Origin of the sequence: Acidovorax sp. Leaf160 (genome assembly GCF_001424265.1) — a bacterium.
In the GTDB taxonomy this organism is placed as follows: Bacteria; Pseudomonadota; Gammaproteobacteria; order Burkholderiales; family Burkholderiaceae_C; genus Paracidovorax.
The window spans coordinates 1-13,735 of the sequence record NZ_LMOV01000027.1; the positions used below are offsets into that span (position 1 = coordinate 1).

Here is a 13,735-nt window from a genome sequence, read left to right on the forward strand (position 1 = left end):
AGGGTCGCCCTTTCTTTGGTGACTTTCTTTCGGCGAGACGAAAGAAAGTTACTCGCCCGCCGGGGCGAAATCCCGGCCCCGGAAAGCAAAGGCCCAGCACCCGCCAGCACCGCCCCGGCAAGGCAAAGAGGCTCCGGAAAACTCATCCCGAACGGCCAGGACGCCGCCAACCGGCCCGTCCAAAACTATCAAAAAAGATAGCAGAAGACCCCATCACACCCAGCGCAGCCCCCCCAAAACACCCAAAGAATCAAGGAGAAGAAGAAGCCAGCGCCTTCTCGATCCGCCGCCGATTCACCGTCGTCTTCGGCACATGGAACGGAAACCAGGCCCGCACATCCTCCTCCAGCCCGATCCCATGCATGTAGTTGTAGATGGCCTTCTTCAACCCCAGCCCCAGCGCATCGTGATCCACCCCCGTCGGATCGATGAACCCCACGTCGTTCCTGGCGAACGCCCCGGCCGGAAGCGGCGCAAGCGTCACCCCGTATTCCTCGGGGTTCTTGCCGACGGGTGAATGCACCGTGCAGGCAAAGCGGTGGAAGAAGCCGCTCTGGATGCAGCCGTTGGCGAAGAGCTGCCGCACGTATTCCAGCGCGTCCACCGTGTCCTGCACCGTCTGCGTCGGAAAGCCGTACATCAGGTAGGCATGCACCAGGATGCCGGCGTCCGAGAACGCCTTGGTCACGCGTGCCACCTGGTCCACCGACACGCCCTTCTTCATCAGCTGCAGCAGCCGGTCGGACGCCACCTCCAGCCCGCCGGAGATGGCGATGCAGCCGGCATCGGCCATCAGCTCGGCCAGATCGGGCGTGAAGGTCTTCTCGAAGCGCACGTTGCCCCACCAGCTGATGCCGGCGTTGCGCGCGATGAGTTCGGTGGACAGCGCCTTGAGCGCCTTCGGCGGCGCGGCCTCGTCCACGAAGTGGAAGCCCGTCTGCCCCGTCTCGGCGACGATCGCCTCGATGCGGTCGGCCAGCACCGCCGCGCTGGCGCCTTCGTAGCGGCCGATGTAGTCCAGGCTCACGTCGCAGAAGCTGCACTTCTTCCAGTAGCAGCCGTGCGCCACGGTCAGCTTGTTCCAGCGCCCGTCGCTCCAGAGCCGGTGCATGGGGTTGAGCATGTCCAAGAGCGACAGGTAGCGGTCCAGCGGCAGGCCGTCCCAGGTGGGCGTGCCCACCTCGGCAAACGCCACGTCGGCTTCCATCATGTTCACGTACTGCACGGCGCCGTCATCGCCCCGGATGAACGTGCGCACCAGGCGCTGCTTGCCGCGGCGGCCTTCCAGGTGTTCCAGCAGCGCCAGCAGCGGGCGTTCGCCGGCGTCCAGCGTCACGTAGTCCACAAAGTCGAACACGCGCGGATCGGCCAGCTCGCGCAGCTCGGTGTTCACGAAGCCGCCGCCCAGCACCGTCGCGATGTGCGGGTGCCGCGCCTTGATCGCCTGCGCGATGCGGAAGGCGGCATAGACCGAACCCGGAAAGGGCACCGACAACAGCACCACGCTGGGCTGGTGGCGCTCGATGGCTTCGTGGGTGAGCTGCACCAGCATCGCGTCCACCAGCGTGGGCGGAGCGGCAAGGGCGTCCGCCAACGGGTCGAAGGTGGGCTGGCTGCCGGCCAGCGATTCGGCATAGCGCACGAACTCGAAACGCTCGTCCACGGCATCGCGCAGCACGTCCGCCAGGTCGTTCAGATACAGCGTGGCCAGGTGCTTGGCCTTGTCCTGCAGGCCCAGGGCGCCGAAGGCCCAGCCCAGCGGGTCGCCGCCCTGGTCGTCCACATAGACATCGAGCGTGGCGAAGCGGGGACCTTCGGGTAGGTAGTGGCGGCCGGCGATGCGGTGCGCCAGGGTGCTGTCGCGCCCCTGCAGGAAGGCGATGGCCGGCCCGATGGTGGCGAGATACCGCGCCTGCTGCGCCTCGAACGACTGCACGGCCGGGCTGCGCCGCGAGGGGGGAAGGGCCGCCACCTGCGCCGCCACCTGCTGCAAGCCTTCGGGCGACAGCAGCCGCAGCACCAGCGCCAGCGCCAGGTCTTCTTGAAACGCGGTGACGCCGCGCGAGCGCAGAAAGCCCGTGAGGTAGGCGGTGGAGGGGTAGGGCGTGTTCAGCTGCGTCATCGGCGGGATGACGGCCAGCACGCGGGAGGCGGAATCAGGCATGGAGAGCGAGGGCGGCAAGGCCCCCGATTATCCCGGCCCCCGGCCGGCCCTGTGCGGGCCGGGTTACTGCCCCGCCGCCGCGCGGGCCAGCGGCAGGGCCGGCGGCCCTATGCCGCCGCCCACTGCCGGTCCAGCCCCTGCAGCGTGGCGGCCAGCACCTGGGTGCCTGCCAGCACCTGTTCCGGGTCGCTCCACTCGCGCGCGCAGTGGCTGCGGCCGCCGCGGCAGGGAATGAACACCATGCCCATCGGGGCGGTGCGGGCCAGGGGGGCGGCGTCGTGGCCGGCGCCGCTGGGCATGCATCGGTGGGCATGGCCGTGGCGGCGCGCGGCCTGCTCGATGGCGGCGATCACGCCCTCGTCGGCGCGGGTGGGCTGCGTCAGCGTCTGGGTGCGGGCGCTGGCGGCAACGCGGCAGCGCTGCAACTCGCCTTCCGCGCTGCGCAGCAGTTCATCGGCGAAGCTGCCCAGCACCTCGGGGTCGTCGCTGCGCACTTCCAGGCTCATGCGCACCAGCCCGGGCACGGTGTTGGTCGAATTCGGCTCCACGGCCAGGCGCCCCACGGTGGCGACCACGTAGCGGTGCGCGTGGTTCAGTGCCCGGGCGCGGTGGTGGGCCAGCGTGATGAGGGCCGCCGCGCCGGCCAGCGCATCGCGGCGCAGGGCCATGGGCGTGGTGCCGGCATGGTCGGGCTGGCCGGTGACGGTGATCTCCACGCGGTGGATGCCGACGATGTGCGTCACCACGCCGATGGCCAGATGCTCCTGTTCCAGCACCGGGCCCTGCTCGATGTGCAGCTCGACGAAGGCGGCCAGGCTGCCGGGCTCGCGCCGCGCCGTGTCGATCCGTTCCGGCATGCCGCCGATGCGGCGCAGGGCCTGGGCCAGCGTCTCGCCGAGCGGGTCGGTGGCCTGCAGCAGGGGCAAGTCCAGCAGGCCCGCCATCGCGCGGCTGCCGACGCAGGAGACCCCGTGGTCGGTGGGCTCCTCGGCCAGGAAATCCACCACCTCCAGCGGGTGGTGCCAGGTCTGGCCGGCGTCGTGCAGCGCATGGGCCACTTCCAGCGCCGCGACCACGCCCAGGATGCCGTCGAACCGGCCGCCCTGCGTCACCGTGTCGCTGTGGGAGCCGCTCATCAGCGCCGGCGCGCCGGGCATGCGGCCTTCGCGCCGGCCGATCAGGTTGCCTGCCGCATCCAGCCGCACCGCCAGGCCGGCGCTGGCGAATTCCCCCTGCAGCCAGGCCCGGGCGGCGATGAATTCGGGCGAGAACGCGCGCCGGGTCCAGGGCAGGTCGGGACGGGTGAAGCCCGACAGGGTCTCCAGGCGCCGCCAGAGCCGGTCGCCGCGCAGGGGCAGGGTGGGCAGCGCCTCCTGCAGCGGTTGCAGCAGCAGCGCGGCGGCAGCCGGCTGCTGCAAGGTGGGTGCAGGAGGGGCGCCCGCAGCGGCGCGGGCGGGGCTGGGTGGGGCGGTGGAAGTGTCCATGCGGCGGATCGTGCCGCGCTATGCTCTGCAGAGGAACCTGGGGTAATGCATGCAAAGCATAAAATTTTCTTTGCCTTCCGATCTGCCGCTGGAGCCCCTGCGCGCGTTCGACCTGGTGGTGCGGGAAGGCACTTTCTCCGCCGCCGCCGAGCGGCTGGGGCTGACCCAGCCCGCAGTCAGCCTGCAGGTGCGGCAGCTGGAGCGCCGCCTGGGCGTGCGCCTGCTGGAGCGTGTCGGCCGCAGCGTGCGCCCCACGGCCGCCGGCGCCGAGCTGCTGCTGCACGTGCCTGCCATCGCCGCCGCGCTGCAGGCCGCGCTGCGGGCGGTGGGCTCGCATGCCAGCGAGGCGGCGGGCCGCGTGCGGCTCTGCACCGGCCTCACCACCTGCCTCTACCTGCTGCCCCCGGTGCTCCACCGGCTGCGGGCGGCCCATCCGCGGCTGGAGGTGGTCGTCAGCACCGGCAACACCGAGCAGTGCCTGCGCGGTGTGGAGTCCAACACGCTGGACCTGGCGCTGGTCACGCTGCCCGTCGCGTCGCGCGCGCTGACCGTGGTGGACGTGCTGCAGGACGAACTGGTCGCCGTGGGCCGCATGGGGGGCACCCCCGCGCTGCCGGCACGCTGCACGCCGGGCGCGCTGGCCAGCCTGCCGCTGCTGGCGCTGGACGCCGCGGCCACCACGCGGCAGATCGTCGATGCCTGGCTGCGCAGGAGCGGCGCGGTGCCGCGCCCGCAGATGGAATTCGACAGCGTGGAGGCCATCAAGGCGATGGTCTGCGCGGGCCTGGGCGTGGCCATCCTGCCGCGCATGGCGGCGAGCGGACCGGGATTGCCGGACGCGCTGGAGGTGCGTCCGCTGGTGCCGCGGCTGCAGCGCCGCATGGGGCTGGTGCTGCGCAACGACAAGCCGCTGAACCGGGCCCTTCAAGCGGTGGTGCAGGCCATCACGGAAGCGGGCCGGCCCGTAGCCTGAGCGCGCCGCCCGCTGCGGCCCGGGCGCCATGCGGCCTGCTGCGGCCTGCTGCGGCGTGGGGGCGGTCAGGCGCCTTTGCGGTCAGGCGCTCAGACGCTCTTGCGCGCCTGCTTGATCCGGTACATGGCCTGGTCCGCCAGTCGCAGGGCCTCTTGCGCGTCCTGCACCGCGCCCGGTGCCACGGTGACCACGCCCACGCTGGCGCCCGGGTAGTCGAGCGTGGCGCCCGGCAGCGCAAAGCGCCCGCGGGTGGCTTCGGCAATGCGGTCGGTCCAGCCGCCCTGCGTGACCGGGTCGGCGCCGCCCGAGGGCGACCCCATGCCCGCGAGGATGAATTCGTCTCCGCCCAGCCGGGCCGCGATGTCCTCGGCGCGCAGCGCGCGCTGGAGCCGCTCGGCCATCGCGATCAGCAACTGGTCGCCCACGTCGTGCCCATGGCGGTCGTTGACGGCCTTGAATCCGTCCAGGTCGATGAAGGCGATCAGCACGCTGGCCTGCTGGCGCTGGCCGTAGGCCAGCATGCGGGTGAGCGTCGCCATCAGCGCGCGGCGGTTGGGCAGGCCGGTGAGCTGGTCGGTGGAAGCCGCTGCGGCCAGTTGGTCGTTGGCGGCCACCAGCTGGCGGATGAGCTGTTCACGTTCGGCCTGCTGGGCGATGAGGTGGGCGAACAGCCGCAACGCCTGCTCCGTGTGAGGCCGGTGCGGCCGGGCCTCGCCGTCCACGGCGCAGAGCGTGCCGTACAGCCCGCCGTCGCTGGTGCGCACCGGCACGCCGGCATAGGTCTGCAGGCCGATCTCCTGCGCCACCTGGAGGTCGGGCCAGCGGGCCAGGACCTGGTTGGTGAAGACCACGCTGTCGTCCTGCGCGCGCTTGCAGGGTGAATCGTTCCACTGCAGCGAACGGTCTTCGGGAATCTGCAGGTTGCGGGAATTGTGCGCGTACACGATGTGCTGCACGCCCTTGGCTTCGTCGACGGAGGTGAGGAATGCGGACTCCAGGCCGGTGACCGCCTCCAGCATCTCCAGCAGCGGACGCGTCAGCTCCTCCAGGGTGCGGGCCTTGGAAACGGTGTCGGACAGCTGATCGATGAACGGGTTCATGGCCTGAAATTATCGCCATCGCGGCGGACCGCGGGTGGGTTCAAACCCCATCGGGCTCCGCTATGCTGGGTGCATGACCGACCGCCACGCCTCCCTCGATGTCGCGGCTCCCGTGACCGACGCAACTCTCTCGCAGGTCGTGGCGGGCCGGTTCCGCAACCAGGCGCCCCGCCATGCCCTGGGCCTGGCCAGAACGGTGGCGGTCTTCTGGAAGTTCGCGACCGGCCGCAAGCCCGCCGGCACCGTGCCCGGCGGGCCCATCGCGGTGCGGCCCCTGGCGCGCGCCGACCTGCTGGCCGCACCCGACATGAGCCTCTGGCGGCTCGGCCATTCCACGGTGCTGCTGAAGCTCTCCGGTGGCTTCTGGCTGACCGACCCGGTGTTCTCCGAGCGCGCGTCGCCGGTGCGGTTCGCCGGCCCCAGGCGCTTCCATGCGCCGCCCATCGCCATCGACGATCTGCCGCCCATCACCGGCGTGGTGCTGTCGCACGACCATTACGACCATCTGGACCACGCGGCCATCCGCGCGCTGGCGCCCCGGGTGGCGCATTTCGTGGCGCCGCTGGGCGTGGGCGACCGGCTCATCGCCTGGGGCGTGCCCGCGCACAAGGTGCAGCAGCTCGACTGGTGGCAGGGCACGGCCATCGCGGGCGTCGAGCTGGTGGCCACGCCGGCCCAGCATTTCTCGGGCCGGGGCCTGTCGGACGGCAACCGCACGCTGTGGGCGTCCTGGGTGCTGCGGGCGCAAGGGCGGCGGGTCTTCTTCAGTGGCGACAGCGGCTATTTCAGCGGCTTTCGCGCCATCGGCGAGCGCTACGGCCCCTTCGATCTGACGCTGATGGAAACCGGGGCCTACAACGAGGACTGGCCCGACGTGCACATGCAGCCGGAGCAGAGCCTGCAGGCCCATCTCGACGTGCGCGGCCGCCAGCTGCTGCCCATCCACAACGGCACCTTCGATCTGTCCATGCACCCCTGGAACGAGCCGTTCGACCGCATCGAGGCGCTGGCGGGTCAGCAGGGCATACCGCTGCTCACGCCCGCCATGGGCGAGCGCGTGGACATCGCCGCGCCGGCCGCCACGCCGCGCTGGTGGCGGGCCGGGGCCGCGTCCGCACCGACACCTGCCCCTGCCCCTGCCCCTGCCCCTGCCCCTGACGCCGCACCTGCCGGCTGACGGTTTCAGGCCGCCGCTCCATCGCCGGTGGGCAGCCGCATCACGCCCGTGTGGAAGTCGTACTCGAACACCTCCCCGTGGCGCGCCCAGGTGATGGCCGTGCGCAGCACGCTCTCGGCCTCGGCGGCGCCCAGCTGCTCGGCCAGCAGGCGCAGGAAGGGCGCCTCGGGCAGCTCGCCCTGGGCTTCCTGCTCCAGGCTGTGGCGGATATGGGCCACCAGCGGCACGTGGGCCAGCAGCTGCTGGCCGAAGAGCTGCTGGCGCAGGGCATGGCCGCCGTCCACGTAGCGGCGGCCCAGCGGGGTGATCTGCAGGTCGCCCACCTCCAGCGTGGCCAGGCCCAGCTGCGACACGGCATGCGCCAGGGGCAGCAGTTCGGCATCGGTCAGGCTGGTCTCCTCGGCCAGCTGCGGCAGGTCGGCGCGGCCGTCGAAGGGCGGCTCGGCCAGCAGCTCCAGCAGACCGTCCATGCGCGCCACGTCGGCCTCGGGCAGCCGGTCGGTCAGGCGGGCGGGCGACGGCTGCTCGGACGTCGCCTCGCCGGCCACGGCGGCACGGCGCGTGGCGCCTGCGGTCATCAGCGCATACACCTCGTCGATCAGCGCGCGCACCTGCGGGCTGTCGGCCTCGCGCGGCTGCGGCAGCTGGATGGCCAGCTGGCAGCGGATGCGGCCCGGGTCGCTGGCGAAGATCAGCACGCGGTCGGCCATCATCACGGCTTCCTCGATGTTGTGCGAGACGACCAGCATCGCCTTGGTGGGCATGGTGCCGCTGCGCCAGAGCTGCAGGATGTCTTCGCGCAGCCGCTCGCCGGTCAGCACGTCCAGCGCGGAGAACGCCTCGTCCATCAGCAGCACGTCGGGCTGGGTGACGAGGGCGCGGGCGATGCCCACCCGCTGGCGCATGCCGCCCGACAGCTCGCGCGGCAGCGCGCCCTCGAAGCCCGCCAGGCCGATCAGGTCGATGGCGGCTTCGGCCCGCGTGGCGCGCTCGGCCTGCGGCACGCCGCGCGCCTCCAGGCCCAGCTCCACGTTCTGCTGCACCGTCAGCCAGGGAAAGAGGGCGAACGACTGGAACACCATGCTGATCGCGCGCGCCGGCCCGTGCAGCGGCTGGCCGCGGTAGCGCACGCTGCCCTCGTCGGCGGGGACCAGGCCGGCCATGATGCGCAGCAGCGTGCTCTTGCCGGAGCCCGACTGGCCCAGCAGCGCGACGATTTCGCCTTCGCGCAGTGTGAAGTCGACACCGCTCAGCACGGGGCGTTCGCGGCCGTCGGACGAGCGGAAGGCCTTGCCCACGCCCTGGAGTTCGATGATGGATTGCGTCATGGTGGCGGTACGTTCATTCGGCGGACAACGTTCGGGGCGGTTCAGAAATGCATGCGGTCTTCGGCCAGGCGATAGAGGCGCCGCCAGAGGAAGTGGTTCAGCCCCATCACGAAGACCACCATGGCGCCGATGCCCAGCGCGATGCGCGGGAAGTCGCCGCTCGCGGTCATCTGCGCGATGTAGCTGCCCAGCCCCTGCGCCTGCAGCGTGGTGTCGCCCCAGGTCACGTATTCGGCCACGATGCTGGCGTTCCACGAGCCGCCGCTGGCGGTGATGGCTCCGGTCACGAAGCTCGGGAACACGGCGGGCAGCAGGTAGCGCTTCCACTTGAGCCAGCCCGACAGGCCCAGGTTCTGCGCGGCCAGGCGCAGCTCGTTGGGAATGCTCGATGCGCCCGCGATCACGTTGAACAGGATGTACCACTGCGTGCCGAGGATCATGAGCGGCGACAGCCACACGTCGGGGTTGAGCTTCCAGTGCAGCACCAGCATCACCGCCACCGGAAAGAACAGGTTGGCCGGGAACGCAGCCAGGAACTGCGCCACCGCCTGCAGCCGGCCCGCCCAGCGCGGGTTCATGCCGATCCACACGCCGATCGGCACCCACACCAGGGCCGCCAGGGCAATCAGCACCAGCACGCGCACCAGCGTGTAGCCGCCCAGCATGAAGACATGCCCCACCTCGTGCCAGCCGACTTCGGTGTGGACGAACTGCACCAGCCGGGCGATGGCGAAGAGCACGCCGGCGGCCAGTACCGCGTCCCACACCCGCTCGGCGCGGGCCGACGGCGCCGCCGGACGGGCGCGGATCGAGGTGCCGTCGTGGCTGCGCCGGAACAGCGTCAGCGTGCGGCCCAGCTGCCGCTGGCACCAGCCCGCCAGGGTCTGCGTGGCGCGCGCGCGGCGCAGCCAGTCCAGCAGCCACGAACGGGGCGCCGCGTCGCCGCTGCCTTCCTCGAAGCGGAACTTGTCGGCCCAGGCAACCAGCGGGCGGAACAGGAACTGGTCGTAGAGCAGGATCGCCGCCAGCATGCAGCCGATGGCCCAGCCGATGGCGGGCAGGTCGCGCGCCTCGATGGCCAGGGCGATGTACGAGCCCACGCCCGGCAGCTTGATGTCCTGGTGCGACACCGAGATGGCCTCGGACGCGACCACGAAGAACCAGCCGCCGGACATGGACATCATCATGTTCCACAGCAGCCCTGGCATGGCGAAGGGCAGCTCCAGCCGCCAGAAGCGCTGCCAGCCCGAGAGCTGGAACACGCGCGCGGCCTCCTGCAGCTCCGCCGGCACGGTGCGCAGCGACTGGTACAGGCTGAATGCCATGTTCCAGGCCTGCGAGGTGAAGATGGCGAAGATGGCCGCGCATTCCACGCCCAGCAGGCTGCCCGGAAAGAGCGCGATGAAGCCCGTCACCGTGATCGACAGGAAGCCCAGGATGGGAATGGACTGCAGGATGTCCAGCAGCGGCACCAGCACCCGCTCGGCCAGCCGGTACTTGGCCGCCAGCACCGCGAACACGCAGGCGAAGACCAGCGAGGCGCCCAGCGCGATGAACATGCGCAGCGTGGTGCGCAGCAGGTAGTAGGGCAGCTGCCAGGGGTCGAGCGAGATGGGCAGCGCCTCGCCCAGGTGGAACGGCTGCGCCATCTGCGCGGCGCCGTAGGCCAGCAGCACGATGGCGGCCAGCACCAGGGGCAGGAGCGCCCAGTCCCAGCGGTTGGGCGGCGCGTCCACGATCTGGCGGGGAAGGAATTCGCGGCGTTGGGGCGAGGTCATGGCAGGGCCGGCAGCAAAAGGCGGAACAAGGGTGGCCGCGCCGGGCGAAGGGCCGCGCGCCGCACACGGAGCCGGCCGAGGGTAAACCCGTTCTTTGTCGATTGTGTGTAGGCCGCGCGCAGGGCGCGAGGGTGCTGCCCTGGTGCCCCTTGTGGCCGCTGGAGCAGGCGGGCGCCCTGCCCTGCCGCCTGGCCCTATCGCCCGCCCTGCAGCCCGCCCGCCGGGGCGCCGCGCCCCGTCAGCTGCCGGGTGATGGCCGCCTGCAGCGGCGGCAGCCGGCGCGCGCCCTGCAGCACCCATTGCCGCAGCAGGCGGGGCAGGGGCCGCGCGTCGGTATAGAGCCGCACGATGGCGTTGGTGCCCTGGTAGATCGGCAGGGCGTGGCGGTGGTGGGCACGGGCGTAGCCGGCCAGCACCGAGGCGGCGCCGATGTCCTGGCCCCGCGCCCTGGCGGCGGCGAGCACCCCGGTCAGCGTCTCGACCCCCGCCAGGCCCAGGTTGTAGCCGTGCGCCGTCACCGGGTGCATGCCGACGGCGGCATCGCCCAGCAGCGCGCAGCGCGGCCCCGCGAACCGGTGCGCGTAGACGGCCACCAGCGGATAGGCATGGCGTTCACCCAGCAGTTGCATGTCGCCCAGGCGGTGCCGGAACTGCGCCTGCACCTCGGCGGCGAACGCGGCGGCGCCCTGCGCCATCAGCGCCGCTGCATCCGCCGTGCCGGTGGTGACGACCACCGAACACTGGTGCGCGCGGCTGAGCGGGTCGTCCGGCAGCGGCAGCACGGCCAGCGTGCGGGTGTAGCCGAAGCACTCATGCGCCACGCCGCCATGGGCCTGCGCGTGCCGCATACGGCAGACGATGACGCTGCGGCCGAAGTCGGTCATCTGCGCGCCGATGCCCAGTTGCCGCCGCGTGGCCGACAAGCGACTGTCCGCGGCGACCACCAGCGGTGCCCGCAGGCGCGTGCCCTGCCCGCCGTCGCCGGGCAGGCGCCAGTCCACCTCGGCATGGGTGGCGAGCGTGGCCACGCGGCCGACCTGCGCGCCGCAGACGATGCGCACCCCCGGCGTGGCCCGGGCCGCCTGCCAGGCCGTGCGGCGCAGCGCGTGGTTGGGGACGATCCAGCCCAGATGCCCGGCGCCGCTGCCGTGCGCCGCCAATTCCAGGGCCGGCCGCTGGCCCACCGGGCCGTCGTGCACCTGTGCTGCGCCGATGCGGCCGATTTCATGACGGGCCAGGCGTTGCCAGCTGCCCAGCCGCCGCAGCAGGTCGGCGCTGGGGTGGGTGAGGGCGATCTCGCGGCCGTCGGGCGCGGGGTCGGCGAGCGCTGCCTCGTCCTGCCGGTCGAGCACCGTGGCCTGGAAACCCGCCCGGCCCAGCGCGGTCGCCAGCGACAGGCCGGCCGGGCCGGCGCCTACGATCAGCACGTCGCAGGCGGGGGTGCCGTCGGTGCTGTCGGTATCGGGCCGGTGGCTGCGGGGTGTTGGTGGATCGGAGGGCATGGCGGGTTCCGGGTCGGGGGGGCTGCGCGGGGCGGGCGGGCGGCCATTGTGGAGTGGCTCTGGGGGCAGGTCTTGATGTGCCGCAAGGGGTGGTCGGGCACGGTCAGGCGCGCTGCGGGGGCGGTGCTGGCGGGGGCTGGGCCTTTGCTTCCCGGGGCCGGGATTTCGCCCCGGCGGGCGAGTAGCTTTCTTTCGTCTCGCCGAAAGAAAGTCACCAAAGAAAGGGCGGCCCTGCTGTGCGTGTCCCTTCGCTGCGCTACGGGCAACCTGCGATGCTCGCGCGTGAAGGGCTGCCGCAGAACTCACTGCGCGCTTTCAGCGCTCCGTTCAGACAACTGCGGCAAGTCAGAGCTTGAAGCATGCGTGTCCTGCGGCACGCATGCGCCCTTCACGCGCTGCGCTTCTCGGCACGCACAGAAGGGAACCCGAAGGCCCGATCCGGGCCGTCGCTGCGTTCGGCCTGGCGGGCGCGGCGCGTAGCGCCTGCGCGGGAGCGAGGGTCGGGATAGCGGAGTGGGGGGCCCCATGTCCTGGCGAGCGAGGCCTCGCCGCGCTGGTCCGATATGCCCGGCGGGATTTGCTATGAATTAGATAGCTGGATGCGTTGATGCATCCAGCGCTGGAGGTCGGAATGGCCTCAAAAACGCCCGCGCCGGCCACCGGCGTGCCGGTGGCCGGTCGGGTGCCATCACACCGGCACGCCTTGCCGCGCCGCCAGCCAGCCTGGCGCGTCCTGCAGCACCACCGGGCGCAGGAAGCGGTCCAGTGCCGCGTAGCCGACCGAGGTGGTGAAGGGGGCTGTGGATGCCGGGAAGGGGCCGCCGTGGTGCTGGGCGGCGGTGACGGCCACGCCGGTGGGCACGCCGGTGAAGAGCACGCGGCCGGCCACCTGGGTGGCGGCGCGCACCAGGTCGCGGTGCTCGGCCGTGTCTTCGTCGGCGCCCCAGACCGTCACGGTGAGCGAGCCGCCCACGGCCTTCAGCACGGCGATGGTCTCGGCGACCGAGGCCACGCGCACCACCAGGGCGGCGGAGCCGAAGACTTCTTCGTGCAGGTGGTGGTCGGCGATGAAGTCGGCTGCCTGCACTTCGGCCAGGAAGGGGCGGGGCGTGGCGCCGGCCTCGGCCACGTCGCTGACCAGGGGCTTGAGGCGGGCGTGGCCCTTCCAGGTGGCCACGCCCTTGTCGAAGGCGCCGCGGATGCCGGGCGTGAGCATGGCGTGCGGGGCCAGCGCGGCCAGCTTCTCGGCCAGCGTGGCGACGAAGGCGTCGCCGGAGGCGTCCTGGCGCACGACGATCACGCCGGGGCTGGTGCAGAACTGGCCCGCGCCCAGGCAGATGGAGCCGGCCAGCGTCTCGGCCAGCGCGGCGCCGTGGGCCTGCAGTGCGGCGGGCAGGGCGACCAGCGGGTTGACGGAGCCCAGTTCACCGTAGAAAGGGATGGGCGTGGGGCGTTCGGCCACCACCTTGGCCAGGGCCGTGCCGCCCTTGAACGAGCCCGTGAAGGCCACCGCCGCGATGGCGGGCGCCTGCACCAGCGCCACCCCGGCATCGATGGAGCCGCCTTCGACCAGTTGGAACACACCGGCCGGCAGGCCGCGCGCGGCCACCACCTGCTGTGCCAGGGCCACGGTGCGGCGGGTCAGTTCGGGGTGGGCCGGGTGGCCCTTGACGACCACCGGGCAGCCGGCGGCCAGCGCCGAGGCGGTGTCGCCGCCCAGCACCGAGAAGGCGAAGGGAAAGTTGCTGGCCGAGAACATGGCGACCGGGCCCACGGGCACGCGCACCCGCAGCATGCGGGGGCGGCCTGCGGGGGGCGCACCCGCCACCGCCGGGTCGTCGATGGTGGCGTGGGCATCGCCGCGCTCGATCACGTCGGCGAAGCCGCGCAGCTGGAAGGCGGTGCGGTCCAGCTCGCCGTTCAGGCGCACGGGTCCCAAGCCGCTTTCGCGGTCCGCCACCGGCACCAGGGTCTCGCGCTGCGCTTCCAGCGCACTGGCCAGGTCGCGCAGCAGGGCGGCGCGGTCGGCGGCCGAGGTGGCGGCGAAAGCGTCGGCAGCCTGCGCGGCGGCGGTGACGGCGGCCTCGATCTGGGCGGGGGTGGATTCGGGCCAGGCTTCGCCATGGGGCTGGCCGGTACGGGCGTCGATGGACTGGAGGGTATGTGGGCTCATGGCGTTGTCTGATGTCTGATGAGTGGCGGTGCGGGCGGAGCATAGCCTGTCCGCGC

Annotated in this window: 9 protein-coding genes; 2 read left to right on the forward strand and 7 right to left on the reverse strand. The window is 72.0% G+C overall.

Features of this window, described 5'->3' with window-relative positions; translation table 11 throughout:
• Positions 1-250: 250 nt before the first annotated feature.
• Positions 251-2,164, reverse strand: a complete 1,914-nt coding sequence (locus ASF94_RS17535; protein WP_200933133.1) for a radical SAM protein — start codon at positions 2,162-2,164, stop codon at positions 251-253.
• Positions 2,165-2,271: 107 nt separating this feature from the next.
• Positions 2,272-3,648, reverse strand: a complete 1,377-nt coding sequence (locus ASF94_RS17540; protein ID WP_082493392.1) for a Zn-dependent hydrolase — start codon at positions 3,646-3,648, stop codon at positions 2,272-2,274.
• A gap of 49 nt (positions 3,649-3,697) precedes the next feature.
• Between ASF94_RS17540 and ASF94_RS17545 the strand changes: the two genes are divergently transcribed.
• Positions 3,698-4,621, forward strand: coding sequence for a LysR family transcriptional regulator (locus tag ASF94_RS17545; protein WP_056669461.1), 924 nt, complete (start codon positions 3,698-3,700; stop codon positions 4,619-4,621).
• Between the two features lie 89 nt (positions 4,622-4,710).
• Here ASF94_RS17545 and ASF94_RS17550 read toward each other — a convergent pair whose 3' ends face one another.
• Positions 4,711-5,721 carry a sensor domain-containing diguanylate cyclase gene (locus tag ASF94_RS17550; protein ID WP_056669464.1) on the reverse strand — a complete coding sequence of 337 codons (1,011 nt, stop codon included), beginning with the start codon at positions 5,719-5,721 and terminating at the stop codon, positions 4,711-4,713.
• A gap of 73 nt (positions 5,722-5,794) precedes the next feature.
• Here ASF94_RS17550 and ASF94_RS17555 point away from each other — a divergent pair, with 73 nt between their 5' ends.
• Positions 5,795-6,898, forward strand: a complete 1,104-nt coding sequence (locus tag ASF94_RS17555) for an MBL fold metallo-hydrolase (protein WP_056669467.1) — start codon at positions 5,795-5,797, stop codon at positions 6,896-6,898.
• A gap of 5 nt (positions 6,899-6,903) precedes the next feature.
• Here ASF94_RS17555 and ASF94_RS17560 read toward each other — a convergent pair whose 3' ends face one another.
• The 4 genes from ASF94_RS17560 to ASF94_RS17575 form a co-directional block, all read right to left on the reverse strand.
• On the reverse strand, positions 6,904-8,226 hold the full coding sequence (locus ASF94_RS17560) for a nitrate/sulfonate/bicarbonate ABC transporter ATP-binding protein (protein ID WP_056669468.1): 1,323 nt from the start codon (positions 8,224-8,226) through the stop codon (positions 6,904-6,906).
• 41 nt (positions 8,227-8,267) lie between these two features.
• Positions 8,268-10,004 carry an ABC transporter permease subunit gene (locus tag ASF94_RS17565; RefSeq protein WP_056669471.1) on the reverse strand — a complete coding sequence of 579 codons (1,737 nt, stop codon included), beginning with the start codon at positions 10,002-10,004 and terminating at the stop codon, positions 8,268-8,270.
• A gap of 194 nt (positions 10,005-10,198) precedes the next feature.
• Positions 10,199-11,506, reverse strand: a complete 1,308-nt coding sequence (gene ubiM, locus ASF94_RS17570; protein ID WP_056669474.1) for a 5-demethoxyubiquinol-8 5-hydroxylase UbiM — start codon at positions 11,504-11,506, stop codon at positions 10,199-10,201.
• Between the two features lie 688 nt (positions 11,507-12,194).
• A complete protein-coding gene (locus ASF94_RS17575; RefSeq protein ID WP_056669477.1) occupies positions 12,195-13,679 on the reverse strand; it encodes an aldehyde dehydrogenase (NADP(+)) in 1,485 nt (494 codons plus the stop codon).
• Positions 13,680-13,735: the final 56 nt, after the last annotated feature.